The sequence below is a fragment of the Streptococcus pantholopis genome, from assembly GCF_001642085.1.
In the GTDB taxonomy this organism is placed as follows: Bacteria; Bacillota; Bacilli; order Lactobacillales; family Streptococcaceae; genus Streptococcus; species Streptococcus pantholopis.
On sequence record NZ_CP014699.1, the window covers coordinates 1,174,656 to 1,201,008 of the forward strand.

21 protein-coding genes, 1 pseudogene and 1 CRISPR repeat array are annotated in these 26,353 nt (G+C 38.0%); of the genes and pseudogenes, 2 read left to right on the forward strand and 20 right to left on the reverse strand.

The window, feature by feature from the left end:
• Nucleotides 1–187: 187 nt before the first annotated feature.
• Both A0O21_RS05495 and A0O21_RS05500 read right to left on the reverse strand, forming a co-directional pair.
• The gene (locus A0O21_RS05495; RefSeq protein WP_082854419.1) at nucleotides 188–1,078 is read right to left on the reverse strand and encodes an alpha/beta hydrolase family protein; all 891 of its coding nucleotides are present in this window, start codon (nucleotides 1,076–1,078) and stop codon (nucleotides 188–190) included.
• A 164-nt stretch (nucleotides 1,079–1,242) separates the two neighbouring features.
• On the reverse strand, nucleotides 1,243–2,217 hold the full coding sequence (locus A0O21_RS05500; protein ID WP_067062516.1) for an alpha/beta hydrolase: 975 nt from the start codon (nucleotides 2,215–2,217) through the stop codon (nucleotides 1,243–1,245).
• Nucleotides 2,218–2,544: 327 nt separating this feature from the next.
• Between A0O21_RS05500 and A0O21_RS05510 the strand changes: the two genes are divergently transcribed.
• Nucleotides 2,545–3,462, forward strand: coding sequence for a LysR family transcriptional regulator (locus A0O21_RS05510; RefSeq protein WP_067062523.1), 918 nt, complete (start codon nucleotides 2,545–2,547; stop codon nucleotides 3,460–3,462).
• A gap of 88 nt (nucleotides 3,463–3,550) precedes the next feature.
• Here A0O21_RS05510 and A0O21_RS05515 read toward each other — a convergent pair whose 3' ends face one another.
• The 11 genes from A0O21_RS05515 to A0O21_RS05565 form a co-directional block, all read right to left on the reverse strand.
• The gene (locus tag A0O21_RS05515) at nucleotides 3,551–4,735 is read right to left on the reverse strand and encodes an oxidoreductase (protein ID WP_067062527.1); all 1,185 of its coding nucleotides are present in this window, start codon (nucleotides 4,733–4,735) and stop codon (nucleotides 3,551–3,553) included.
• Nucleotides 4,736–4,885: 150 nt separating this feature from the next.
• Nucleotides 4,886–5,326 carry a hypothetical protein gene (locus A0O21_RS05520; RefSeq protein ID WP_067062530.1) on the reverse strand — a complete coding sequence of 147 codons (441 nt, stop codon included), beginning with the start codon at nucleotides 5,324–5,326 and terminating at the stop codon, nucleotides 4,886–4,888.
• A gap of 26 nt (nucleotides 5,327–5,352) precedes the next feature.
• A complete protein-coding gene (gene dgoD / locus A0O21_RS05525) occupies nucleotides 5,353–6,498 on the reverse strand; it encodes a galactonate dehydratase (protein ID WP_067065163.1) in 1,146 nt (381 codons plus the stop codon).
• Nucleotides 6,499–6,533: 35 nt separating this feature from the next.
• Nucleotides 6,534–7,883: a PTS galactitol transporter subunit IIC gene (locus tag A0O21_RS05530; protein ID WP_067062533.1), complete on the reverse strand. Its 1,350-nt coding sequence runs from the start codon at nucleotides 7,881–7,883 to the stop codon at nucleotides 6,534–6,536.
• Nucleotides 7,884–7,907: 24 nt separating this feature from the next.
• Nucleotides 7,908–8,189, reverse strand: coding sequence for a PTS sugar transporter subunit IIB (locus A0O21_RS05535; RefSeq protein WP_067062536.1), 282 nt, complete (start codon nucleotides 8,187–8,189; stop codon nucleotides 7,908–7,910).
• 302 nt (nucleotides 8,190–8,491) lie between these two features.
• A complete protein-coding gene (locus A0O21_RS05540) occupies nucleotides 8,492–8,998 on the reverse strand; it encodes a PTS sugar transporter subunit IIA (RefSeq protein ID WP_067062538.1) in 507 nt (168 codons plus the stop codon).
• Between the two features lie 21 nt (nucleotides 8,999–9,019).
• A complete protein-coding gene (locus A0O21_RS05545) occupies nucleotides 9,020–9,631 on the reverse strand; it encodes a bifunctional 4-hydroxy-2-oxoglutarate aldolase/2-dehydro-3-deoxy-phosphogluconate aldolase (protein WP_067062541.1) in 612 nt (203 codons plus the stop codon).
• A gap of 6 nt (nucleotides 9,632–9,637) precedes the next feature.
• Entirely contained in the window at nucleotides 9,638–11,644 is a 2,007-nt protein-coding gene (locus A0O21_RS05550) for a BglG family transcription antiterminator (RefSeq protein ID WP_067062544.1), read from the reverse strand.
• 276 nt (nucleotides 11,645–11,920) lie between these two features.
• Nucleotides 11,921–13,747, reverse strand: a complete 1,827-nt coding sequence (lepA, locus tag A0O21_RS05555) for a translation elongation factor 4 (protein ID WP_067062547.1) — start codon at nucleotides 13,745–13,747, stop codon at nucleotides 11,921–11,923.
• 191 nt (nucleotides 13,748–13,938) lie between these two features.
• On the reverse strand, nucleotides 13,939–14,274 hold the full coding sequence (locus tag A0O21_RS05560; RefSeq protein WP_067062551.1) for a hypothetical protein: 336 nt from the start codon (nucleotides 14,272–14,274) through the stop codon (nucleotides 13,939–13,941).
• 174 nt (nucleotides 14,275–14,448) lie between these two features.
• A complete protein-coding gene (locus tag A0O21_RS05565) occupies nucleotides 14,449–14,694 on the reverse strand; it encodes a helix-turn-helix domain-containing protein (RefSeq protein ID WP_082854420.1) in 246 nt (81 codons plus the stop codon).
• 308 nt (nucleotides 14,695–15,002) lie between these two features.
• Here A0O21_RS05565 and A0O21_RS05570 point away from each other — a divergent pair, with 308 nt between their 5' ends.
• The gene (locus A0O21_RS05570; RefSeq protein WP_067062563.1) at nucleotides 15,003–15,464 is read left to right on the forward strand and encodes a helix-turn-helix domain-containing protein; all 462 of its coding nucleotides are present in this window, start codon (nucleotides 15,003–15,005) and stop codon (nucleotides 15,462–15,464) included.
• A 339-nt stretch (nucleotides 15,465–15,803) separates the two neighbouring features.
• On the opposite strand, the gene ndk is transcribed toward A0O21_RS05570, so the two are convergent.
• The 7 genes and pseudogenes from ndk to cas9 all read right to left on the reverse strand — a co-directional run bounded on the left by ndk (nucleotide 15,804) and on the right by cas9 (nucleotide 26,112).
• Entirely contained in the window at nucleotides 15,804–16,223 is a 420-nt protein-coding gene (gene ndk, locus A0O21_RS05575) for a nucleoside-diphosphate kinase (RefSeq protein ID WP_067062565.1), read from the reverse strand.
• A gap of 788 nt (nucleotides 16,224–17,011) precedes the next feature.
• A complete protein-coding gene (locus tag A0O21_RS10880; protein ID WP_158511695.1) occupies nucleotides 17,012–17,182 on the reverse strand; it encodes a hypothetical protein in 171 nt (56 codons plus the stop codon).
• A 272-nt stretch (nucleotides 17,183–17,454) separates the two neighbouring features.
• Nucleotides 17,455–17,836: pseudogene (locus A0O21_RS05580) on the reverse strand (pyridoxamine 5'-phosphate oxidase family protein).
• Between the two features lie 202 nt (nucleotides 17,837–18,038).
• Nucleotides 18,039–19,919: a CRISPR direct-repeat array (repeat unit 36 nt; unit sequence GTTTTGGAACCATTCAAAACAACACAGCTCTAAAAC).
• A 215-nt stretch (nucleotides 19,920–20,134) separates the two neighbouring features.
• Nucleotides 20,135–20,800, reverse strand: a complete 666-nt coding sequence (csn2, locus tag A0O21_RS05585) for a type II-A CRISPR-associated protein Csn2 (RefSeq protein ID WP_099092217.1) — start codon at nucleotides 20,798–20,800, stop codon at nucleotides 20,135–20,137.
• The gene (gene cas2 / locus A0O21_RS05590) at nucleotides 20,787–21,131 is read right to left on the reverse strand and encodes a CRISPR-associated endonuclease Cas2 (protein WP_067062567.1); all 345 of its coding nucleotides are present in this window, start codon (nucleotides 21,129–21,131) and stop codon (nucleotides 20,787–20,789) included. Before cas2 ends, csn2 begins: the two co-directional genes overlap by 14 nt.
• Nucleotides 21,128–21,997, reverse strand: a complete 870-nt coding sequence (gene cas1 / locus A0O21_RS05595; protein ID WP_067062571.1) for a type II CRISPR-associated endonuclease Cas1 — start codon at nucleotides 21,995–21,997, stop codon at nucleotides 21,128–21,130. The genes cas2 and cas1 overlap by 4 nt, the downstream gene beginning before the upstream one ends.
• Nucleotides 21,994–26,112 carry a type II CRISPR RNA-guided endonuclease Cas9 gene (gene cas9, locus A0O21_RS05600; protein ID WP_067062573.1) on the reverse strand — a complete coding sequence of 1,373 codons (4,119 nt, stop codon included), beginning with the start codon at nucleotides 26,110–26,112 and terminating at the stop codon, nucleotides 21,994–21,996. The genes cas1 and cas9 overlap by 4 nt, the downstream gene beginning before the upstream one ends.
• Nucleotides 26,113–26,353 lie beyond the last annotated feature (241 nt).

The window sequence follows — 26,353 nt, forward strand, 5'->3', positions numbered from 1 at the left end:
CTTAAAGAAATTTAAAAATTTCACGGTCCAGATAGGTCAGATATAACTGATTACAAACGACTATCCTGCTTTTATAATCCTAAAAAGCAAACAGCCTCGATTACTTTTGAAACCTCATTCCTTTATCAGCATCTCCTTAAGAGCAGAGGAAACAAAACGGATGGTTTTATTTCATTGCTTTATCTCTCTACTCAGTCTCTTTAATAAAATTTACGATATTTTCAGCTGCTTCTTCCTGTGCTGAATTCGAAAATCCATGCCCTTCTCCTTTTAATTTTGTTAAAACAGCATGGGGAAACACTTCACTTGCCCTTTCTGCATAAAATATAGGGACTAAATCATCGTCAGTTCCGTGAAAGATGCGAACGTCTCCATCATACTGACTTATTTTGTCATAGATATTATAGTCCCAAATATCAGTAAAATAACGGCTTCCAACCGTCAAGCCCATTAAGTTGTAAGTTTCAGGAATGGCTTCGGCAGACTCAAAACGGTTATGAGCATCATCAAAAAGGGAAAATGCTGGGTAGAGCAGAATTAAGCCCTTAACCGCTTCCGGATTTTCTGCTGCCACAATACTGGAAACGACAGCTCCTTGGCTGCCACCTAAAAGGTAAAGATTATCTTTATCGAAGAACTCTTGATTCTCAAGAGCCACAAGAGCATCTTTAAGATTCTGTACTTCTGTCAAAACGGACATATCGGTCATCTCACCCTCACTTTTGCCAGAATCATAGCCTGATCCACCAGCAAAATCAAAAGCATAAACTGCAAAACCGCTTGTGGCTAAATTCTCTTGCATGATCAACTCTTGTTCATAATTGCCCCCAAAACCATGACAAACGATGATAGTCGGTACAGGCATATCTGTTTGAGGAATGAGTGCACGTCCATAGATGGCATTATCATTGCTCACAAAAGAAATTGTTTTGTTGGTAAATTGATAGCCTTCTCTTGCCGTTTCATCGGTTTGATTTGTCGCATCTTTAGGAGACTGATTATTATTGATTATCCAAAAAACGGCTAACAAAAAAATCCCTGCAATCAACGCAGTAATGAAAATACTCTTTCTTGTCATTTTTCGGGCCTTTCTATCAAAGTACTTTTACTACCATTCGGATTTTGTTGTCCCGTCTCCTCACAGCTGATTAAGGGCGCTGTTCCCCAATCAGCCACTGCACCAAACGCATAGATCTAAAAAGTGAAAGGAGGCAGGACTTTGTTTCCCTGCCTCTTTAAACACTAGATATTCTTCTTAATAAAAGCTTCAATTTCTGTAAATGGAATTTTATCCTTCTGGTCATATAAATCACAGTGGTTAGCCCCTGGGACCGTAATCATCTGTTTATTCTTACCTTTTAACTTAGCAAAGGCGTCTTTTCCCATATAATAAGAATGAGCAGCATCGCCGTGAACCAGCAGCACCGCATTACGGATTTCATCTGTATAATAAAGGAAGCGTGTATTAGTAAGGCTAGTATTGGACTGCACTGCCCAACCGTTGTTGGAGTTCAGACTGCGGCTGTGATAGCCGCGCGGCTGCTTGTAATAAGCATAATAATCTTTGACAAACTGCGGTGCATCTTCTGGTAAAGGATCAACGACTCCGCCGGCCAGTTTGTAAGTTCCGGTTTTATAGTCTTCAATTCGCTGAGCGCTGAGCGCTAACCGTTGCTCATAGCGAGCTGCTTCATTATCAGCCACATCATTATAACCATTGCCGGCAACACGGGACAAATCATACATTGTCGAAACAACGGTTACCTTGATACGCGGATCAATAGCTGCTGCATTTAAGGCAATGCCGCCCCAGCCGCAGACTCCGATAATCCCAATTTTTTCGGAATCTGTCTCATCCAGTGTTGACAGGAAATCAACAGCAGCTTGAAAATCTTCCGTGTTAATGTCCGGTGACTGCATATAACGAGGAGAACCGCCTGATTCTCCAGTATAAGAAGGATCAAAAGCAATCGTGAGGTAGCCGCGTTCTGCCATTTCCTGGGCATACAGACCGGACGACTGTTCTTTTACAGCACCAAAAGGTCCTGCTGCTGCTAAAGCCGGCAATTTCCCCTGAACATTTTTGGGCTTATACATGTCAGCAGCCAAGGTAATGCCGAAGTGATTATGGAAGGTCACCTTTTGATGGTCGACTTTATCGCTTTTTGGAAAAACTTTATCCCATTCTTGAATTAACTGTAAATGCTCTTCTGTCATGATGGATTCCCTCTTTCTTTTATTTATTTTTATTATAGACCATCCTAGAGATATAGACAAATACTTATTTTATATAGACATTATGCTTAAAAAGCATTTTCCTGCACTTCTTAAAAACAGGCCATTTCTCCTTCTGACTCTAATCCAGCCATTACGGCCTATTAGCTTTTATCAGGCTGACCTGATTTTTCTTTTACAAGTTTTTTTTATTTTGATATGATGTGTGTGAAAGAAGCTTAGCCCTGCTTTTTTGTGCCTCAAGAGGAATTCTGACCTTTGCGGCATTAATTTTCAACTTTTCATTGGTCAAGTGACAAAGGATGCATTATGAATTTTGAACAACTTCTCTACGCCGAGATACTTTCTCATTACCAGTCACTGCAAAAAGCCGCTGAAGTCCTTCATATTAGTAAATCCGGTCTGAGTCTGGCTATTTCTCAGTTAGAAGACGAGCTCGGAATCAAACTTTTTGAACGAACGTCTTTAGGGACATCTCTGACACCAGAAGGCCAAAAATTACTGTCCTCTGTCTCAGATATCCTGCGTGCCAAAAATGCTCTTGAAAATCAGGCGCATTTTATGGCCAGCCCAGACCATTTTCAAAAAATAACAATCCATTATATGAATGTGATGCTGCGCCCTTTTTGGGAAGGTTTTTTACAGCATTATGAAAGAGACTATCAGTATACGACTTTTGATATCAGCTGCCATGAACTGCCTTCTATCATTAGACGGCTGCATCATCATGAAATCGATGCTGGTTTCATTGCAACAAATCATATGAACCAAAATGAGCTGCAGGGACTGGAATTTCGCCCAGTTTGCCATACCAAACTGGTGATGCTTTGTTCTCCGAAAAACCCTCTTTTAAATAAACAGGACCCCATTACTATTGAGGATATCAAAAAGCAGCGGTTCAGTCTTTTCAATGACAGTCTGCATGACACACTGTACGATAATTTACAGAATATCTGCGGACCTCTCCCTTTGGTTCTGCGGACAGACGACGCTTGGGCTATGAGCCAAGCCATTCTCCAGTTAAATACCGTCTGCTTTGGGCGAATCGCCCAAGAACAGCTGTCAACTAATGAAAATATTAAGGATCTTGGTCATATTGATATTGGCCACCTGATTGATGATCAGTTTTCTCTTGGCTGGCTGATCAATCCCAATAAGAAGCTTTCATCACAGACTGAACAGCTGATGGATACCATTACAGATATCATAAAAAGAGAGGCCTCATAGCCCCTCTTTTTATGATATTTTAAAATTTCAGCTGTCTCAGCCTGCTGGTGAGATCTGATTGGACTTGACTAGCTGATAATCATCTGGTTTACTGTGTGCCATCGTGCGTCACAACATCGTCAAGCTTTTCATCGACTAATGTTTGGAGATAGTCCATACCTGGCATAGCAAAGTATTCTGCATTAGCTAAGAGGGCCATCAAGCCCGGTGTAAGCTTGGCTACTGCTACGGATTCTTCATTGAAGGATAGGCTGATTTGATCTTCAAGTCCTTTTTCTAACTTGTAAGCGATTTGCGGATCAATCAAAGTTGGACGTCCGAGGCTGACAATATCAACATAGTTCAGAGCATCCTGCATTTTTTCGACCGTATGAATACCGCCTGCAATCATCAGTAAGGCTGGGGCCTGCACTGCATCACCCAATAGCTGGGCATAGTTCTTATCAGAGTCAGACGGTGTTTTCGTGTAATCATTAGTTGAGAGGTGAATGTAGTCAAACTCAAATTGTTCTGTCAAAGCTCTTACCAGCTCTTTAGATTCGTGCCAAGTATAACCGATATTTTCACCATGAATTTCTTCAGGGCTGATACGATAACCGACGATAAAGTCTTTTAGAGCAAATTCATTAACAACTTTAAAAACCTCACGCGCCACTTCGAGTGCAAAATTCATCCGCTTTTCTAAGCTGCCGCCCCAGAAATCGGTGCGCTTATTTGAGAAAGCAGAAAAGAATTCTTGGTGAAGATAGTGATTGGCACCGTGAATTTCAACACCGTCAAAACCGCAGTCGATCGCCCGTTTAGCAGCAGCTCCGAAGTCTTTGACAATTCCCCATACCTCATCCTCAGTCAGTTCATAAAGTGGATAATCAATCCAAGGGAAATCAAGCTTAGATGGGACTTCGACTCGCCCTCCGAGTTCATGGCGGTAAGCCGCTTCACGACCCGAATGAACCAACTGAAGCAAGGCTTTATTGTCGTCTTTTTTCAAGACTGCTGCTACTTTTGCCAAGCCCGGCTTAAAATCATCATTGTAAACAGCCAATTGTTCCCGATCAGGCGCCCAAGAGCGCGATGGACCGCCATTGGGACTGACACTGGTATACTCAACAATGACCATACCAGCAGATTGAGAGCGTGCTGCATAGTAATCAATCGTATCCTGAGTCACTTTTTCATCTAAACCGCTGTTGGTCAGCATAGGCGACTGAGCGGTGCGCGTTTTAATCTTCGCACCATGTCGAAAAATGACACTGTCTGTTAATTGCTTCATGTGGAAACGCCTCCATATATTTGATATATTAAGTGTATCATTTCACAATCTTCTTGGGAATTTCGAAAAAGTTGATAGACTGTTCAGGTTAGCTTAACAGATGCAGTTTTCTCTCATAAGTCACTATTGTCTCTCAGAATATTGATTGCTTTATTTTTGTAACAGTTCACAATGTAGTTTGCAGTCGTTTAAAAACTTTCTAATAACTTTTGGTTCATCTTTAAAATATAGATTAATATCTGAACGTCTGGTCGAACTTTGACATTCTAAGCGTGCCCCAGAATGCTCATTATGAATAATCAGTTTTTCATACTCTGCCAGCTTCCCATTACGGACACCAAATGTTATCACACGATCTCTGCTCAGTCCTTCTTTTCGCCAAGCCTGTAAAATTAAAAGGAAACCAATCAACAAATTCGTACCCAAATTTGGGGCTTTTGGAGCTCGTATCAAAACAAAAAATACCCCTGCTAGCAGTAATAGACTGCTTTTAAAAATTGAGCGTTTACTCTTTATAAAAATTTTTTTCATTTGTGTCTGGTAATAAATTGTATAACCCAGTAAAAGCAGAGCTATAAATAAGAACTCCATCTCACTTCCTCCTTAGAGCCATCAGTTTACCATTCAGCTATAGTGCCATCATCATTTCTCCAAGATGGATTCGTCCAAACTAAACCTTCTTGAGCAATTTCTTTTACGTAGCTTTCATTAATTTCAATGCCTAAGCCCGGTTTATCAGGGATTGATACAAAACCATCTTTATATTGAAACAAGTCTTTATTGTCTACAAAATCCAGCAAATCAAAACCCTTATTATAGTGAATCCCCAAACTCTGTTCCTGAATAAAAACATTAGGTGTAGAGCTATCAATCTGCAATGTTGCGGCCAGTGCGACGGGGCCATATGGAGCATGAGGAGCAACTGCCATATCATAAGCTTCAGCCATAGCAGCGATTTTACGAGTTTCCAATATTCCTCCTGCTAAAGCTACATCCGGCTGAATAATGTCAATAGCTCCTGTCTTAAAGATCTCTTTAAATTGCCATCTTGTGTACAGACGTTCGCCTGTTGCCAAAGGAATTGACACCTGACTGGCTATTTCTTTAAAATATTCTTCATTCTCAGGAAGAACAACCTCTTCTAAAAACATAGGGCGGTATGGCTCCAAAGCTTTGGCTAAAACTTTTGCCATCGGTTTATGAACTCGACCGTGAAAATCAATTCCGACAGACAGTTTACTGCCAAAATAATCATGAATGGAAGCCAAGCGCTCAACCACAGCATCTATTTTTGTAAAAGAATCAATATAATGCAACTCTTCTGTTGCATTCATTTTAACCGCTGTAAAGCCCCGTTCGACTCTATCCTTTGCCTGGGCCAAAACATCATCTGGTCGGTCGCCGCCGATCCATGAATAAACTTTAATTTTATCTCTGGCTGCTCCTCCAAGCAATTCATAAACCGGTACCTCTAAAGCCTTCCCTTTAATATCCCAAAGTGCCATCTCTATGCCTGATACAATTGTCGCATTAATGGGACCACCGCGAAAAAAAGAACGGTGTAGCTCTTGAAAAAGCCGTTCAATCTCAAAAGGGTTTCTTCCTATTATACGTGTCCCCATTTCATAAGCTCCAGCAACAACTGTTTCAGTTTTTGTCCCTGAAATCATCTCACCCCATCCTTCAATACCGTCATCTGTCGTCAATTTGATGAAAATCCAGCGAGGTTTTATTTTGTATACTTTTATATTTGTTATTTTCATACCAATCACGCTTTCTAAAGCTAGCTTATCTTTCATTAAATTGTTTTTTGATTTCGAGAAACAGATTTCTCAATAAAGAACCAATAAACACCAAAGCCAAACATTAAGAGCGGAATTCCGATTACCGGTTTGGCAGTAAATGCCAAAAAGACTAAATAACTTTGCACCATAGCCGTTGCAGCAAAAGAAGAAATTAAAATAGTGCTTGTTCCCAACTCAATACCTACTGATTGAGCGATGCTTGTCAAAACTGGAGCTGTAGCAGATCCACACCATAGTAATGATGCAGTGACGACTAAGCCAATAATAATATTTTTTAAAAGATTACCGCGGGTCAAAGCTACAACCATAGCAACTCGAAAAGGAACAACTGCTAAATCAGCAAAAGGCAATACACGGTTGCCAGGAAGAACCAAGGCCATGGCAATTGTTAGTGGAATAATTATCAAGGCTGTTGTAATAACATCTTGATTTCCAACAACAACAGCTGCATCTAAGCCGATAAAAACTTTCCGTCCTTTGAGACGTTTTTGCGACCATTTCTGCGCAGCATCCGATATCGGCATTAGGCCTTCCATAAATAAGGCAGTCATTTTAGGAATTAGCACAAGTACTGCTGACATACTGACACCTAACTGCAGTATAGCTGTCAGATCATAGCCAGCTAACAGTCCTATAGCCAAACCAATAATCCCTCCCATAATCATTTGATCTCCAAAAAATCCCAAATATTTCTGGGCATCTTTAATTGAGAAAGTAGAATTTTTGATAAAAGGAATCTTATCCAATAGCCAATTCATCGGCCAGGCAATGACTAATGATGACAGAGCAGAAACTGTTGGTAAAGATACTCCGGGGATACCAAAGAACTCTTCCACCATCCCTTGTGACCAATCCGAAAATTTAAAAGTAATAACAGCCATAGCTGCACTAGCCCCGACACCTAGGAAAATGTTTTTTGTCACAAAATAAACCATGACACCGACAATTGCCATATGATGGTAATTCCAAATATCAACATCCATGGTATTCGTTACTTTTAAAACTAGCATAGCAACATTTATCAGTAAAATACTGAAAATCAGCACAGCAATAATAGGAGATGCCCAAGTCACCGCAGCTATTGACCCCCATCCGACATCAAGAGCATCCAGCTGAACACCGGTTCTTTCTACCATAGCTTTTGCAGCAGGGCCTATATTGGAAGTCATATAATCCAAGATTAATTTAATTCCGGCAAAACCGATAGCTAGGGTTAGACCCGACTGAAATGCTTTTTGTAGTTTTAATCCAAATATTAAACCGATAATGGTAATGATGACTGGCAGCATTACAGTCGCGCCAGCGTTAATAAAGAAATTAAACACATCCATTATTATATTCATTTTTCTATCCTCTTAAGTATATATTCAGGACTTGACAGCCTTCAGTACATCCTCTAATACTTGATCCGCTCCGATACCTGTTAGTATCGGCATAGCTTTAATTTGTGCGACACCATGTGCGTCGCCTCCAAACTGACCCGTTGTGACCAGTAAGTCGTAGTCTGCTACCTTGGAAGGGACCTCCATCAATTTACATTGTGTGATAGTGGTCTGCTCCCCATGTTCTTCCAAAAATTCGCGTATTTTTGCTGCTACAACTGTCGATGTCGCAATTCCATTGCCACAAGCTACTAAAATCTTTTTCATATACTTAACTCCTTATATAAGATACAAAGCCCGTTAAAAGAGCAAAGCAAAAATAGGAGACTGGACGAAGAGCCTTAAAGCTCTAGGACAGTCTATCTTTTTTGCACAGCCCTTAGGGCGTGTTCAGTTCCATCAAGATACAAAGCCCGTTAAAAAGCGCATGGGAAAATGCCAAAAAATCTCAATTCCAAGAGGTTTTTATCTTTTCCCGCAACATTTAGGGCGTGTTCAGGCAACAAGAGTAGGACAAAGTCCCAGAACCATAAGGTTCCTGTCTTTTAATTTCTAAGCTCAGGATAAGATCACTCACCGGAGAATTTCATCCCTTTAATATTTATATCGTATTCAGTCAAGACTTCTTTTTTAAAAACAGACAGTATTCTCTTTTTATTGCTGTTTAAAATAATATCTTTAAGCTGTTTATTTTGAATCAAAGTGATTATTTTTTGAAGCATTTCAACTTGTCCATGAGGCTCTGAAATCGCTAACATGATAACGATATAAATATCCAGTTTTTGCTCTGGTGATTCCATATTATAAAATACAACTGGTTTTTTTAATGTTGCCACCGCAATAGAATTCTGCTTTACCAAGTTATGATCGGCATGGGGAATCGCCACCATAGGTGGCAAAGAAGGCAGCCCTGTGGGATATTCTTTCTCTCTTCTTAAAATAGCTTTTTTATAGTCTTTTTTGACATAACCTTGTCCTTTTAATGCATCTGCTAAAAGACTAATTGCCTCTTCCTGGCTGCTTAATTCAGCCTGTTCGAAAATCAATTCTTCATTAATTCTCACATTAAATATCATATAGTCACCTCCTTCTTAAACCTATTTTAAGTAAACCTTCAGTAATTCCCGAATAGCAGCATCACTGGCAGCATCAATATTTAAATCTTCAAACATTCCTCCTCCTATCCCGACATATGCAGCTCCTTTATTAAAAAACTCTTTAAAATTAGCCGCATTGACACCTCCGACAGCCATCAGTGGCAGACTCCCCAAAGGGGACTGTACAGCTTCAAAAAACTGGCTGCCAACTGTTGCTGCCGGAAAAATTTTGACAATATCAGCTCCCATGGCAAATTGTTCATTAATCTCTGAAGGCGTCATCGCTCCTGGAATCGCAAGAATACCTTCTGCTTTACTATAATTCAGCATGGACTGTGTAAAACCGTGAGGCGACAATAAAAATTGGGCACCAGCTCCAACAGCAGCTTTGGCATCTTCTAAAGTTCTTACAGTACCGGCACCAATAAAAACCTTTTGACCATATTTTGCTGACAAAAAACGAAGCATAGATAAAGAATCCTTTGTATTTAATGCTATTTCAACAGTAAAGTATTGCGCATATTCACGCAAAACATTTATAATTTTATCTGCCTGTTGCAAGTTATAGCCTCTTATGATAATCGTAAACCGCCTGTAATCTTCCAAACGCATTGTATCTCACTCCCTTTCACAAATCATCTGGTACAGTCTTTGTTTATTTTGTATTGACAATATTTTTTCTATATTATGGTCATCCATGACATACTCGGCAAGTTCTTTAACGGCAAGCAAATGCTTAGTTGTATCAATAATAGCAATCGGAGCGATAATATGTATCTGCTGCCCTTTTGGGAAGACGACTGCCTTTTTAAAAACAGTAAATCCTATAATTTCCTGATGTACAAGCTCTTTAGCGTTTATGTGGGGGACAGCAGTAGATTTCCCAAAAAAACTATAGCTTTGGTTATTTTGATAATCTGCAATGGCCATTTCTGTATAATCGCTCTCTAAACTATGATCTAACAGCATTGGCTTAAAAGCAAAACGTATCGCTTCTTTCCAAGCAAAATGCTCCTCAGTAATTTGCATCCAGTCCGGTTTCATATAATAAGAAAGATTTGGTAAACAATCATCAATTTGAAGCAGGTTTTTATTCCCGAGACGTAAGCCTAGCTCTGTCTTCAAAGCGTCCAAATCGTCTATTTTAGCGTATTTTTCAATAGTTTTAACAATGGCATTAACCTTTTGATTGGTGTTTAAAAGACCGATATCTTCTAAAACTCTGTAGCGAAGATGAAGCTGCTCTTCATCAGTCATAATTGGATTTATGATATACTGGTAAATGGTTGTATTTAAAGGGCTAGTTGTAAAAACTAAGTCATAATCCGATGAAAATTGTTCAAATTCTCTTATAGATAAGGCTGTTAAAAAATGTATTTCTGGAAATAAGCTTTTAAGAAGCTCCAGCATCATTCTGGAGACAATTAAACCATTGGAACAAACCACCACTGCTTTTGCTTTCGGTGAAAGCTCTTTATCTAAGTCATGCAGCTGTGAACCAAAATAAAGAGTCAGTAGTTCCAGTTCATCATCAGGGAAAGACTTACCGATGTAATTTTCAATCGGCTTAATAAGCTCTAAAATCATAATTTTTAAAGTATTATCGCTTTGCCTGTTAACATTGCCATGACCATCCCTAACTGCAATATCATACATTATTCTAAAACAAGCCGGTCTCAAGTGATTATATAGTCGCATTTCAAATTCTGAGCAATCAGATACTTCAATTAAAGTCATCCTTTGAAACTCAGCAACCATTTCGTGAATTAGTTGAAAGAGTCGGTCATTATTTACATCAAGATGTGATTTTTCAATAATATAAATATCAGATGCCATAAATTTCAAACTAATCCAGCCAATGTCAGCTTCGTAAACTGTACCTTGTAACATAAGCAGCAAAGCTTTGTACTCCTTACTTTGTTTTATCTGCTCATTCTCTGCTCCTTCTATATGCACACCTTTTTTCCTAATACGATGGAAAACATACATCAATATGTTAGCTAAAAAATCAAACGATTCATCAGAATAGCTGATATGAAGTCTTTTCTCGATTTCTCTAATTAAATGAATGACTTCATCCTTACGTATAGTGAAATAGTCATCTATAGCTGAAAAGTCTCTTTTAAATTTGATAGTTCTTTCAACAACTGCTTCAATTAAATTGCGTATATCACCTTCTGAACCAAGCAAATGGTAACCTTTTGACCTTGAATATTCAATACAAATATTATAGTTTTCAATAGCTGCATTTGAGTTTTTAATATCATTTACCGCTGTATTTTTACTGACCATCAGAATATCCATCAAGTGATTTAAAGAAACCTCTTCATCACTCAGAGCTAAATAAAGACAAATTAAGTCAACCCGTTCATTTTCAAAATAAAAATTTTCTTTTTCTTTATCTGTTTTTGCATAATTTTGTATAACTTCCTGAGGCACAGTTATTAAACCAGTAGAATCTTTTTTAATAATAGGAAGGTTAGATTCAGCCAATTCCTCGTTTAACTGTTTTAATGCATAATTAATCTGCCTTCTGGATAAACCAGTTATTTTTTCCAAGTCAGAAACTTTATAGTTAGGATTTTTAAAAAGCAAATTAATTATTTTACTGATACGGTCATTCATCTTCTGTCCCTCCTAACTAGCTGTTTTTATTTCAATTCTATTATAAGAGGCCTTGTCCTTAAAATAAATCTTTTTCCATAACAACTTTTGTACACCTTTCTACAAAGAAATACCATTCTAATTAAACTTTCTCAAACGGATGCTGAAAAAGAGGCAACACTATTAAAACAATTCTGAGTCTGTTTGCTACCAAATAAAAAACCTTATTTCTGTTTAAGACAGAAATAAGGTTTTTTATTTGTTTGTTTTTGCTGACAGCTTCTTCAGCTGCTGTTCTTACTCTGTATCATCCATACTCAGTACTGATAAGAAGGCTTCCTGAGGGACTTCAACCGAACCGATGGCTTTCATCCGCTTCTTGCCGGCTTTCTGCTTTTCAAGGAGTTTACGTTTGCGGGATACATCTCCTCCGTAACATTTAGCCAGCACGTTTTTGCGGAGGGCTTTAATATCGCTTCTGGCCACAATGTTTTGACCAATGGCTGCCTGAATCGGCACTTCAAACTGCTGGCGCGGAATAATCTTCTTCAGCTTATCGACAATCAGCTTCCCTCGCTCATAAGCAAATTCCTTATGGACAATAAAGCTGAGCGCATCAACCTTGTCACCATTGAGCAAGATATCCATCTTCACCAGCTGAGACGGACGGTACTGAGAAATCTCGTAATCAAAGCTGGCATAGCCCCGTGTAGAGGATTTGAGCTTATCAAAAAAGTCAAAAACAATTTCCGCTAGAGGAATCTGATAGATAACATTCACACGGTTATTATCAATATAATCCATAGTCACAAAATCACCGCGCTTGCGCTGCGCTAATTCCATAACAGCTCCGACAAACTCCTGCGGCACCATAATCTGGGCTTTAACGTAAGGTTCTTCAATTTTTTCTACCTTAGCCGCTTCCGGAAATTCAGACGGATTGGACACTTCCAAAAGTGCCTTATCAGTCGTATGAACATGATAGACAACAGACGGCGCTGTCATAATTAAATCAATATGGAACTCACGCTCCAGCCGCTCCTGAATCACATCCATATGCAAAAGCCCCAGGAAACCGCAGCGGAAACCAAAGCCTAAAGCCTGTGATGTTTCCGGCTCAAACTGCAGACTGGCATCGTTAAGCTGAAGCTTTTCAAGCGCTTCGCGCAAATCATTGTATTTATTGGAATCAATGGGATAAATCCCCGCAAAAACCATAGGATTCATCTGCTTGTAACCATGCAGCGGAGCAGCTGCCGGTTTATCTGCCAGAGTAATCGTATCACCGACACGTGTGTCAGCAACTGTTTTTATGGAAGCCGCCAGATAGCCGACATCTCCTGTTGCCAAAAACTCACGGCCCACTGCTTTAGGAGTGAAGATCCCAACCTCAGTGACATCAAAAGTCTTGCCATTAGACATTAGCTGAATTTTATCGCCCGGTCTGACGATACCGTCCATTACCCGAATCTGTAAGATAACACCGCGGTATGCATCATAAACCGAATCGAAAATCAAAGCCTGTAAAGGGGCTTCAACATCTCCCGCAGGAGCTGGTACTTTTTCCACTACCTGCTCCAAAATTTCTTCGATACCTATTCCTGCTTTAGCAGAAGCCAGAACAGCATCGGAGGCATCGAGACCGATGACATCTTCGATTTCCTGCCGTACACCTTCCGGATCGGCGGCCGGCAAATCAATCTTATTAATAACAGGCAGAATTTCCAAATCATTATCCAAAGCCAGATAGACGTTAGCTAAAGTCTGTGCCTCAATCCCCTGAGCTGCATCTACCACTAAAAGCGCTCCCTCGCAAGCAGCTAAAGAGCGGGATACCTCATAGGTAAAGTCCACATGCCCAGGCGTGTCAATCAGGTGAAAAATATAGCTTTCACCGTCTTTGGCACGGTAGTTCAGTTCAATAGCATTCAGCTTAATGGTGATTCCGCGCTCCCGCTCCAAGTCCATACTGTCCAAAAGCTGATCCTGCATTTCTCTGCTCGAAACTGTTTCCGTCTGCTCTAAAATACGGTCAGCCAGTGTTGATTTCCCATGGTCAATGTGCGCAATAATAGAAAAATTGCGAATTTTTTCCTGACGCTTACGTAATTCCTGAATATCCATTATTTTCCCATACCTTTAATTCTTACTTTTTATTATAACAAAAAAGCAAGCCCCTTACCACTTGCTGAGAAATTTTACATGGTTACAAGCCTTTTTTCACACAAATATCGCACTAGCTATTAAGCTAACGGTGCGGAGATTTTTATCATCTATAACCTACAAGAAGCCCCTTTTCTCTGTTGCTTTTAAAATCATTCGCTGACAGCAACAGGCTTTTTTTGGTAGTCAATATGAAGGTCAGACAGGCTGTTAATCTGACTGGGTATCGCTTTTTTAACAAGACAGCCCCCCTTATTTTGTGAGAAAGGCTCTGAAAGGATAATACTGCCGTTATTAGGCCAAATAAGGGCGTCAGCCTCATACTCTCTATTGACAAGCACTTTACTTATCCAAACCCTGCTCTTTTCATAAAAAGCAGTAACTTCTACCTTATCAACCATTTCGTAATGATTAAGGAGATAAAGGCACAGCCTGTTTTGATCATAAATGAAAACCGATTCTTCCTCAGAATGCAATCTCTTTTCCACCTCTTCTCCTTTTGAATATTTTTACAAAAAATCCATTATCTGCCCGAAATACAAAAGGAGACACTGTTAAGCGGCCTTAAATGCTTTTCCAAAAAAAACAGAGTCTAAAATCAGCCCTATTAAACAGCATCTGTCATTCCATTTAGAACCATCAAACGGCTCAGTGCAACGTAATTATTTGTCTTCCTTGCGCTTTGCTTCTTTAAACCTCTGTTTTAAAACAGCGTTCTTACCTAAAAAAATAGAATCCAAACTAATACCATAGTAATCCGCTATGGCACGAGCTAATTTTACCGGAATATTTGAGCTGTCCTCTTCATATTTCGATAAGGTATGCACAGAGATAGCCAAACTTTCTGCAACTTCTTCAAGACTTAAATCATAATTTACCCTGAGGGCACGTAAGGTTAATTTTTCCACCTTCAGTCTCTCCTTTCCTTGTCCGCCTACTGTTGGATGATTTTCACAACCAACGGCAGGTGATTTCAGCAGGCTCAGAACCACTATTTTTTTACAAGAGCAAAACAAGTTAATGAGCTAGCATTCCGATTTAATGATATCAATCTGCCTATAAACAAATTTATAAAAGATACTCCTATTATAATTCGATTTAAATCACAAGTCAAGACTTTTTTCACGAAAAATTCTCTTTCTTATTTACAATTGCCAATTAAAACGATATCATGTAATTAAAGGATAAAAAAACAAAAACCTATAGGAGGTACCCCATGGGACGCGGTAAATTAACCCCACAAGATTTAGTGGCCATGAAAATTGTATCCGCTAATTTACAAAGACTTTTAAAAGAAAGCGGCGTAAAGCAGGCGGACTTAGCAACAACACTCGATATTCCCAAAAGCAGTTTGAACGAGTATGTTAAAGGCAGAAGTCTGCCGAAATCCGGTAATGTGCAAAAGCTGGCCGATTACTTCGGTCTGAAAAAATCAGAAATCGATCCACGATTTTCACATTACAATTATACTGCTTCAGCTATGCTTGAAAATATCAACAAAGCTGCCAGTCAGCTGAGTGAACAAAGGCAGGAAATTGTGCTTGATTTTGCTCACCAGCAAATAAAAGAGCAGCAGAAAACGGCTGAATCAGATTCTGATACTGATGGTGCTGACAATGATGGTAATTATCAAAAGGTTGTTCAGAACTATCTGAACGAGGAAGCTAAAGAGGACTAGGCAATCTGCTTAAGCTGTTTCAAAATGCCTAAAGACTTGTACCGGACTTGGGATTTGGAGCAACGCGTATGAAGATGTTCAGCTTCATAGCAGCCTTTCTGTAACAGCATGGAGCCGCTCTTTTATGGCAGTTTCTGTTTCTCAACAATGAAGCTAATCCCGAAAGGATAAAGAGATTGAGTTCACTTCTCCTAATCCTCAACATAATGCATCATCTTAAAAAAATTTTCAGCTAAGCTCAGCCGATAGAAGTTTAAAAACCAGCCCTGTATCCGGGCTGGTTTTTAAACTATTTCCGACCGAAACACTCAAGAGCTGCTTCTGCTGATAGATTAACTCTCAGACCTCATTAAACCACAAACCGATTTCACGTTTAGCTGACGCTGCTGAATCCGAACCATGAACAACATTTTCAATAGACTGATTAGCACCAGCCGCTTGAGCAAAATCGCCTCGAATAGTTCCCGGCAAAGCTTCCTGCGGTTTAGTTGCCCCCATCATCAACCGCCAGCTGGCAATAACATCATTTCCAAACATTACCCCAATTACTAGCGGCCCGCTCGTCATATAAGCAAGCAAATCAGGAAAGAAAGGCTCATCAACTAGGGCAGCATAATGCGCTTTTAGCAAATTTTCATCAGCCTGGCACAGCTCTAACCTTTCAATAACAAATCCTCTCTTTTCAATGCGGCTCAGCACCTCTCCGATTAGCCCCCTGCGCACAGCATCAGGCTTAATCATAAAAAATGTCTTCTCCACTTACCCACTCACCTTTCTCCTATTATTTCCTACCATTTTACCATAAAAGCACAGACGGCGAAAACATCTGCCCTTGATTTTCTTCAGGCAAATATTGCAGAAAATTGAATCGTCTAAAATTCCAGTAAAAAAGAAAAGTCTTACTCAGTTATTTCCGTTCAATAAGAAGCATAAGCGTCTGGGAGCGGGACAGAACCCAAATTATAGAGTTCGTTGTCCCACCCCCGCAAAACTTAGCAGGCAGTTTAAAGCTTTGAAAAAGCGAATAAAGTGCCGCTAGACGGCTAGCGTCCTGCTAAGCAGACTTGAGAGATTTTGAAAGCTTAAACCCTTCTAGCCGTCTTGGCAGAGGGGCGCAGACGAAATCACAGATTTCTGGCTTACCGTCAGCCGTAGCCGTCTGAAAGCTTTGCAGTCTTTACAGCCTGCCGCACCCTTCTAGTCGTCTTGGCAGAGGGGCGCAGACGAAATCACAGATTTCTGGCTTACCGTCAGCCGTAGCCGTCTGAAGGCTTTGCAGTCTTTACAGCCTGCCGCACCCTTCTAGTCGTCTTGGCAGAGGGGCGCAGACGAAATCACAGATTTCTGGCTTACCGTCATTTTCCTTTTACGTTCTTAACGGGCTTTGTATCTTGATAAAAGCACTGCTCAAAAGAAAAAGATGGTGCTTATCCACCCATCACTAGGTATGTGATAAGAAAGGAAGCGCAGATAAGGCTAGCCGTTTTCTAAAATCAAAAAGGCGGACCTATCGGTCCGCCTCTTATCCGAAAGCAGGCAACTCTGCCTCAGCTATGCGAATGACGGTGAAAACCAAACATGTCAAATAATTGATTATGAAGGGATTCACCATTGGATTTTTTAAAGGTTTCCATCACTTTAAACAAATCAATCAGATAAGGAACACCGATTGCTACCAGCAAAGCGAGTGAAACCAAAAAAACAGTTAAGTAAAGCATAAGACAACCTCCTTTCAGGAAGAAGCACCTCGCTTCCCTCACCCCTATTGTACCGCTAACCAGAGCAGATTGCAAGAAAAGGAAAAGCCAGCAGGCTGAACCATTTCCAAACATAAGCAATTGACGCTTTCTTTATTATTACTCTAAAATCAAGAAGACAGTCGTAAGATTTCATCCAGAACAGTGACTACCAATAAATACATCAGTTGCAATCAAAACTCTAAACCCGCTCCTGCCTACTTACTGTCGTCAAAAAATAATTTCTAAAGCCGTTATAACAGCTGTTTAGCATCTGTAACAGTCACTTCTAAGACACTTCTCAAAAACGGAAATTTGGCTTTCATCTCTTCAAACTCAGCGCCTTCATTAACTAATTTACCTATTCCCAATACTCTAAATCCTGTCCCTTGATAACCCTTGTATCCCTCTACTTGACGGGATCCAAGGATTATAATGAGTTTTGGATTAACAGATAAATCCTCCTCTGTGCTGTGCATTCCTGCTACTAGCAAAAGTAGGCGTTTGTTTTCCTTTAAGAACAAGATAAGAATTCCATGTACAAGTGACATGCGGATCATCTGCCCACCAAGAAGTGATAGAAACAACTCCTCTGTAATCTAAAACTTTTTTAACGGTATCTGTAAATTTACTAATCGTCCATCGCCATAAATAGTTGAGTTATCTTCATTACACATAGCCATTATAAGATATCCATTTCCAGACTTGTTGCCCACGGATTACTCGTTTTTCTGATGGAGAGGCGACATGGAGGTACAAATTTATTGAAACAAGAAAGCACCTAGATTACTCTAAGTGCTTAGTTTTTAAATTGTTCCAATTCTTCAAAGATGAGTTCATTATTGAACCATTCAAAACAGCACAGCTCTAAAACGTAAAAACTTCCAAATCCATAACGCTTTTGTTTTGGAACCATTCAAAACAACACAGCTCTAAAACTGCAAATGCAGCAACAAGATTAGATATGACGTTTTGGAACCATTCAAAACAACACAGCTCTAAAACACAAAGCCACAATCACCCAAAAATACCACTGTTTTGGAACCATTCAAAACAACACAGCTCTAAAACTTATCCATGGGTACGGTCTTCCCACGCAGTTTTGGAACCATTCAAAACAACACAGCTCTAAAACGGAGCTGATGGAGCTGTCCCTGTTCTAACTGTTTTGGAACCATTCAAAACAACACAGCTCTAAAACTATAATCACCTCCTTTCGAGATGATTATATGTTTTGGAACCATTCAAAACAACACAGCTCTAAAACTAATTTGTCTGATGAAACCATTGATTTTTTGTTTTGGAACCATTCAAAACAACACAGCTCTAAAACAATTATATTAACTACTTTTGTTAATATAAAGTTTTGGAACCATTCAAAACAACACAGCTCTAAAACGCAGGCCGGCACAGATAAGGCGGTTATCAAGTTTTGGAACCATTCAAAACAACACAGCTCTAAAACAATTGCCATTGATAAGATTGACATATTTATGTTTTGGAACCATTCAAAACAACACAGCTCTAAAACGCCAACTACAGCATATACGTTGAGTTGGGGGTTTTGGAACCATTCAAAACAACACAGCTCTAAAACTAGGGATTGTCCAGCGCGCAGATGTATCCAGTTTTGGAACCATTCAAAACAACACAGCTCTAAAACATGGACTTTTGCAACAATATACCAAACGCTGTTTTGGAACCATTCAAAACAACACAGCTCTAAAACGACTCCCATTTTGATATAGTGGCATCCGATGTTTTGGAACCATTCAAAACAACACAGCTCTAAAACATGCCATTAAACAAGACCTCCTACATACCTGTTTTGGAACCATTCAAAACAACACAGCTCTAAAACTTTATATTGAAGGCTAGTGATCACACGTTAGTTTTGGAACCATTCAAAACAACACAGCTCTAAAACGCCGGGCACGTCTGAAATCCAGTTTAGACAGTTTTGGAACCATTCAAAACAACACAGCTCTAAAACATGCTTGACGAGGATAGCCCTTACGCTAAGGTTTTGGAACCATTCAAAACAACACAGCTCTAAAACTAATTCATAGTCATCCCTCATAAGGTAGGCGTTTTGGAACCATTCAAAACAACACAGCTCTAAAACCGCGTGCCGGGAAGTTATCCTGGTATATTTGTTTTGGAACCATTCAAAACAACACAGCTCTAAAACCGTACAACAGTGACTTTCTTTTCCTGATGGGTTTTGGAACCATTCAAAACAACACAGCTCTAAAACTATTTCTGTCTTTATTATACTAAATGCAGTGTTTTGGAACCATTCAAAACAACACAGCTCTAAAACTCTGTGAGCTTGATAATCGTCTTGTCTGTGGTTTTGGAACCATTCAAAACAACACAGCTCTAAAACGGGCTAATATGGGTACGTTTAAAGGGACGTGTTTTGGAACCATTCAAAACAACACAGCTCTAAAACTAATAACTGTTTATACTTTCTCTATAGTAGGTTTTGGAACCATTCAAAACAACACAGCTCTAAAACACAGTCTGATGTTAGAGAGACTAAAGTAACGTTTTGGAACCATTCAAAACAACACAGCTCTAAAACGGCGGCTTGGCTATGGTCAATGACCAAAAAGTTTTGGAACCATTCAAAACAACACAGCTCTAAAACCGTTGCTCGAGACCTGCTATCTGTATCTCCGTTTTGGAACCATTCAAAACAACACAGCTCTAAAACCTCGCAGAACATTTTTTGTTACGAAATTTCGTAATCGCGCTATTCGTCCCAGCCAGACTTCAGTATCAAACAGTTCCATTTTATCACTTTTATTTTATCTAAAAAATGCTTTAAAATCAAGGTTTCAACGCTGTTTTCTATTAATGCTCTGACCTTCATCAAAACAAGCAGCTAAACTCCTTTTACATTATTGACATTTGATCCGGCAGTCCTTCTTAATGCTTTATTTCATCAATCAAGAAATAGTCTCTATCTAAAATATACTGAGAAAAATCATAGAGCTTACGCGGTTCAAGAAAAAGAACTGTTTGGTTGGCCAAGCTAATATAATCAAGTAGCTCTTTAACCTCTTTCCTTGTTAAATAGGACCCGCTATTGATAAAGACCAACAGACGTTTCTTACTAAGATACTTATAAATTTGTAAAATTTCCAAGCACTTTTCAAAAACAGTATCACTGCTTGTTTCTACTTTTACACCTAAAGCTTTAATAAGTTCTAGAATTGTAATTTCGTCATATTCCAGATCTAATTCGTTTTCTAAACATTCGTAAGCAATTAGCTCTGTTATTGTAGCTGCCAACTTTTCAATCATGGCTTTGACTTCCGGTTTTTCGTTGAATTGCTCCTCTAAATCAGCATGAATGAGCTTCAGCATAGCAGATGAATTGATATTGTAACCTAAAATATCAGTAACAAGCATAATCTCTGATTCTTTTAATGACTTTAATTTTTCATCAAATAATTTGAGTTCACTTGCTTCATCATACTGATAAATTAGCCTTACTAACCGAGCATAGAGCTCAACATCTTCAATCGCTAAGATTGTTCCTTTTTGCAGTATAAGCGGCTCGTCTAAAATAGGGAAATTAATCTTCAGCATCATAAGCCTCCCCAAGAAAAATTAAGCGGCTGTCTGTATTAGCAATACTTGTATCTCTATCGCCATGCAGATAAATCATACGAGCAAACTGTTTTTCTGTAACAGTCAACAATGTAATGTTACCTTTTTTGGGATTATTTTCCTGCAGACGGTCAATCATAGCTTTATTAGCAGAATTATTAAGCAACAGCTTACTGTAAATTGAAAACTGATGCATAATAAATCCTTCACTCAGTAAAAATTTTCGAAATTTACGGTAAGCTCTCCGTTCCTCAACAGTCTCAGTCGGCATATCAAACATCAAAATCATTCGCATATATCGATAACTCATATCCTAAACTCAGGAACTCCTTTCCCATCATTATTAAGAGCTTTCACAACCTTTTTGGTATAGTCGCTGACAATGTTAGATAAGTACATTTCTTTGTTGTTGTAGAGGTAGGTATCTGAAAACATGCTGAACAGTTCCCGCTTTATTTTGACAAATGAGCTATTGCGATTTTCATAAACAATACGGTCAACAATAGGACGAAAAGGTTCCATAATATCACTGGCAAGGTTAAATTGATTAAACTGATTGGCATGCTTGAGACCAAATTGAGTCATACAGCCGGAAACAACAACTTCACGCGCAAACATGCTTAAAAGTAAGGTATAGCCATAATCAAGGCCCGCGTTAATGTCATTATCCTGCTCTCGTGAAAAATCATTGCCAAATAAGGTATTGAAATATATCCTCGCAGAATGTCCTTCACGATTGCTTGGATCAAACAGCTCCAGACCATGGTATAAATCCATAATAGACTGAGATTTCTCAAAGAAAGAGCACCCACTAAGGTATAAACTTTGATTCAAAATTTTCTGAGCAATAATATTAGTCCAAACATCAGCTTTAACATCTTCTGTCCAAGATACCTGCCTCGCTAACTGCAAACTGGAATCATGCCGGGCAGACAGCGGCATTAGATTAGCAATCGGCAGTCGTTTGTCATCACAAAAAATAACCAAAATATTTTCATCAACTAAACGCTTAAGCAGCATAGTTGACAAAACAATATCTGTCGTCTCCAGCAAAAGAATGTCTATCTCGGACAGATGGATTAATTCTGTCCGAGAAGCCTCTTTAAAAATCAAATGATTATTTTTATATGCTAACTTTGAATGTGTATTTACAACAACTGTACGCCAACCGCTCATTTATCTTCTCCTAATTTACTTAAATCAATACGGGTTTCATAAAGGCCAGTTATAGATTGGTGGATGAGGGTGGCATTCAGACATTCTTTTGTTGAAGTATAACGTTTACGTGGAATTTTTTTGCCAAGAAAATTGAAATCTGCTGGTGCACCTAATGCAGTCAATGTTAATAAATTAACAAATGAAGTTGAAATTTCTTCAATTGAGAATGTGTCTATTTTATTGATAACCGCTCTAATTTTATCAAGATTTTTTTCAACATCAACATATGAGTTAGCAAAATTTTCTACACAAGATAAGACCTCTCCAAATTCTTTCTTATGCTCACTAACGTATTTTAAATGCTCAGTGCTATTAAAACTATTGACTCGATGAGCATGATAAAGCAGTTCTACTAAACGATCTGAAAGTACAACTTCATTTCCTTTTTGAAGTTCTGAAGCACTGGCTAACAAACGTCTTCTTCCACCTTCAAATTCAAAAAGACTGTATTTTGGAAGTTTTATCAATGTGTCCTCTTGGACATTACGATAGCCTTTCTTTTCCAAAAATACAATTGGATTTTTTTCAAAGGATGGGCGCTCCATAATTGATATACCAACCAATTCTTTTACTTTTTTCAATTTCTTGGCTTTGCCTTTTTCAACATCAGCCACAACAAAAACAGAGTAAGCAATTATTGGACTATCAAATCCACCATATTTTTTAGTATCCCAATAAACTTTTTTCGTCTTTCGTGGAATTAATTTATCAGAATCACCTTTAGGTAAAATCGATTCTTTTGAGAATCCTCCAGTCTGGCTTTCAACTTTTTTAACAATATTAACTTGCGGATACGAAAGTACTTTACATATCGTCCTAAAATCAGTCTCCTTATTCCAAACAATTTCTCCAGTATCCTTACTATACTCAATAACTGGTCGAACTATTACTCTGCCATTTGAATATCTTACGACACGTTTAAAGAAGTTCATTAGGTTTGAATAAAAGAAATATTTTGCTGTTGCTTTATCGCTTGAACTAGTGATGAGTTTACGAACATCATATTTCTTGTACTCACCATAAACAAATTCAGGCGCCAATTTCGGATATTTTCTTAGTAAAGCTGTCCCAACTACTGCATTAAGATAAGCATCATGAGCGTGGTGATAATCATTGATTTCGCGTACTTTATAAAATTTAAAATCTTTCCGGAATTGTGAAATTAGGTTTGATTTCAAAGTAATGACTTTCACATTGCGAATCACTTTATCATCTTCGTCATGTTCAGTATTAAAACGAGCATCTAAAATTTGTGCGACATGTTTTGTAATTTGACGTGTTTCAACCAATTGACGCTTAATAAAACCAGCCTTATCCGCTTCAGTCAAACCACCGCGTTCTGATTTTGTCAAATTATCAAATTTACGTTTAGAAATTAACCCAGATTTATATAGTCGAACCCAATCTGCCTTTCTAGCACGAACAATATCAAGATTTGGTACATCATCTGATTTACCACGATTTTTAGCAGAACTTGTTAATACTCGATTATCAATAGAGTCATCCTTAATAAAGGCTTGAGGAATAATGTGGTCGATATCATAATCACTTAATCGGTCAATATCTAATTCTTCACCAGTATATATATCTTTACCATTTTGAATATAGTAAAGGAATAGACGATCATCTTGAAGGTGAACATTTTCAACTTTATCTTCAACATATGATGGCTTTTTCTTATTAAGGATATTGCTCCCCAACTCTTTCAATGAATCCTGAAGCTTTTTCAAGCGTTGTTGTGATTGGCTTCTTCCTCGATTAGTTGTCTGATTTTCACGCGCCATTTCGATGACAATGTTATCAGGATTATGGCCCATAACTTTAACTAGCTCATCAACAATTTTGATACTTTGTAAAATCCCTTTTTTAATAGCAGGACTTCCGGGTAACTCGTGTACCACAGCTGCAATATCATCAATATTGCCAATAATTTGCGCGTCTTTAATAATTTGTTTAAACGGTAGCGTATCATCGTTAATTAACTGCATAAAGTTTCGATTAGCATAACCATCATCAATCAAATACTCAAGAATAGTCTTATTATTTTCTTTATTACGAATACCATTAATTAATTTATATGACAAGCGCCCCCAACCAGTATAATGACGGCGTTCAAGTTTCTTCAATTGCTGTGTCGAAAAGATATCACTATATTTGTGAAGGCGCTGCTGAATCATTTCTCTATCTTCAAACAAAGTTAACGTTTTAATAATATCTTCAATTACTTCTTCGTTTACTTTATCATCCAAGAAAGATTTATCCAAAATCTTTTTCAAATCATGATAGGTTCCAAGACTAGCATTAAATGACTTATTTTCCTTATCAAGACCAATTAAATCTTGAATACGATATTCAGGAAACTCTTTATCGAGGTAATTTAAAAGTTTTTCCTTGGTAACTTTACGGTTTTCTTTAAAGACATGGTCAAAGATTTCTTGTTTCATATTTGAATCAAAGAAAGCTTCTTTTCCTTGCTCATTAACATACTTAATTTTGGTTAACTCATTATAAACCGCAAATGTTTCATATACATGACTGTGTTTTGGTAAAACTTTCTCCTCTGGCAAATACAAATCATTTAAAGTCATGCGTGTAATGAATTTTTCAGCTGATTTTTCTTTATCAATTACCTTATTGAAATTCCACGGTGTAATCTTCTCATCTGAATGATACTCTGCCCATGCAAATCGACTATTCTTTCGCGCTAATGGACCAACATAGTAAGGGATTCTAAAAGTCAAGATTTTTTCAATTCTATCTTGGTTCTCTTTTAGAAATGGGTAATAATCACCTTGACGGCGTAAAATTGCATGCATTTCTTGTAAATGAATTTGGTGCGGAATCGAACCATTATCAAATGTTCTTTGTTTTCTTAAGAAATCTTCACGTTCAATTTTATCTAGGAAATACTCACTTCCATCAGTTTTAGAAAGGATTGTTTTTAAATATTTATAGAATTCATCTTGTTTGACACCATTTTCAATATAACCAGCATAACCATTTTGGGTTTCATCTTTAAAAATATCATGATACAAATTAGGCTTATTTGTTTTAATGAATGCTTTTAGTTTTTCTAAATCTTCATGATGTTCTGCATAGCGTTTAATCATCGAAGCTGATAACGGCGCTTTAGTTGAACTATCATCAACAGTTAAAATACCTGAAAGTAAGATTGCATCATAAAGATTTTTAGCTGAAGTAAATAAGTCTGCATAATCATCTCCAATTTTCTCAAGTACCTCTTCTAAGTCTTCTTCATAGGTATCTTTAGAAAATTGCAACTTAGCATCTTCAGATAGTTTGAAATTCGTTTTAAAATTAGGCTGTAATCCTAAAGACAAAGCAATGAGATTTCCAAATAAAGTGTTTTTCTTCTCCTTTGGATAGCTTTCTATAAGATTTTCTAAACGGCGTGATTTGCTAATTTTTTCTGTCAAAATACTTGAAGCATCAACAGTAACTTCTGACAAATGACTATCGTCAAACGTTCTATCGTACACCTCCACAAAATCAGTGAATAATTTTTGGACATCTGTATTTTCAGCTTTTAACTCACCTTCAATCAAAAAATGCCCACGATATTTAATCATATGTGCCAAAGCTAGGTAAACCAAGCGTAAATCAGATTTTTCAGGAGAATCAGCAAGATATTTCCTTAAATGATAAATTGTAGAAAATTTTTGATGATAAGCATCTTCTTCTGCTTTATTGCCGAAGATTGGGTGTGAATCAAAATCTTTATCATCATCTGTCAAAAATGACTCATCTAAACGTTGAAAGAAACTGTTGTCAGCTTTTGCAATTTCTTCAGCAAAAATTTCTTGTAGATAACGTAAACGATTTTTACGGCGTGTATAACGACGTCTAGCTGTACGTTTCAATCGAGTCGCTTCTGCTGTTTCGCCGCTATCAAACAATAAGGCTCCCAGCAGATTTTTCTTAATATACTCTTTATCAGTATTTCCCAAAACCTTCATCTTTTTGGCTGGAATTTTGTAATCATCAGTAATCACAGCCCATCCAACACTATTAGTACCAATGTCGAGTCCGATTGAATAATTTTTCTTAGTCATAAATTTCCTCCTTTTTATAGTAAAGTTTAAATTTACAAAGAAGACTATGAAATAAACGCTTTAATTAAATCAATAAAACTTTTTAGCAATTTCAATAACTCCGTTAAAAATAAGAGTCTTTCTTTATCAAATTTAAACCTTTTCAAAAAATCATCTCCCTAAAACATAACATGTTTTATAAATAAATTATATCACAATTTAAAATAAAGGCTGATATAATTTTTATAATTTGTTAAAATAG

Coding starts and splice junctions, on each gene's coding strand:
- A0O21_RS05495 (WP_082854419.1), bottom strand. CDS start 1,078: ATGACAAGAAAGAGTATTTTCATTACTGCGTTGATTGCAGGGATTTTT.
- A0O21_RS05500 (WP_067062516.1), bottom strand. CDS start 2,217: ATGACAGAAGAGCATTTACAGTTAATTCAAGAATGGGATAAAGTTTTT.
- A0O21_RS05510 (WP_067062523.1), top strand. CDS start 2,545: ATGAATTTTGAACAACTTCTCTACGCCGAGATACTTTCTCATTACCAG.
- A0O21_RS05515 (WP_067062527.1), bottom strand. CDS start 4,735: ATGAAGCAATTAACAGACAGTGTCATTTTTCGACATGGTGCGAAGATT.
- A0O21_RS05520 (WP_067062530.1), bottom strand. CDS start 5,326: ATGGAGTTCTTATTTATAGCTCTGCTTTTACTGGGTTATACAATTTAT.
- dgoD (WP_067065163.1), bottom strand. CDS start 6,498: ATGAAAATAACAAATATAAAAGTATACAAAATAAAACCTCGCTGGATT.
- A0O21_RS05530 (WP_067062533.1), bottom strand. CDS start 7,883: ATGAATATAATAATGGATGTGTTTAATTTCTTTATTAACGCTGGCGCG.
- A0O21_RS05535 (WP_067062536.1), bottom strand. CDS start 8,189: ATGAAAAAGATTTTAGTAGCTTGTGGCAATGGAATTGCGACATCGACA.
- A0O21_RS05540 (WP_067062538.1), bottom strand. CDS start 8,998: ATGATATTTAATGTGAGAATTAATGAAGAATTGATTTTCGAACAGGCT.
- A0O21_RS05545 (WP_067062541.1), bottom strand. CDS start 9,631: ATGCGTTTGGAAGATTACAGGCGGTTTACGATTATCATAAGAGGCTAT.
- A0O21_RS05550 (WP_067062544.1), bottom strand. CDS start 11,644: ATGAATGACCGTATCAGTAAAATAATTAATTTGCTTTTTAAAAATCCT.
- lepA (WP_067062547.1), bottom strand. CDS start 13,747: ATGGATATTCAGGAATTACGTAAGCGTCAGGAAAAAATTCGCAATTTT.
- A0O21_RS05570 (WP_067062563.1), top strand. CDS start 15,003: ATGGGACGCGGTAAATTAACCCCACAAGATTTAGTGGCCATGAAAATT.
- A0O21_RS10880 (WP_158511695.1), bottom strand. CDS start 17,182: ATGCTTTACTTAACTGTTTTTTTGGTTTCACTCGCTTTGCTGGTAGCA.
- csn2 (WP_099092217.1), bottom strand. CDS start 20,800: ATGCTGAAGATTAATTTCCCTATTTTAGACGAGCCGCTTATACTGCAA.
- cas2 (WP_067062567.1), bottom strand. CDS start 21,131: ATGAGTTATCGATATATGCGAATGATTTTGATGTTTGATATGCCGACT.
- cas1 (WP_067062571.1), bottom strand. CDS start 21,997: ATGAGCGGTTGGCGTACAGTTGTTGTAAATACACATTCAAAGTTAGCA.
- cas9 (WP_067062573.1), bottom strand. CDS start 26,112: ATGACTAAGAAAAATTATTCAATCGGACTCGACATTGGTACTAATAGT.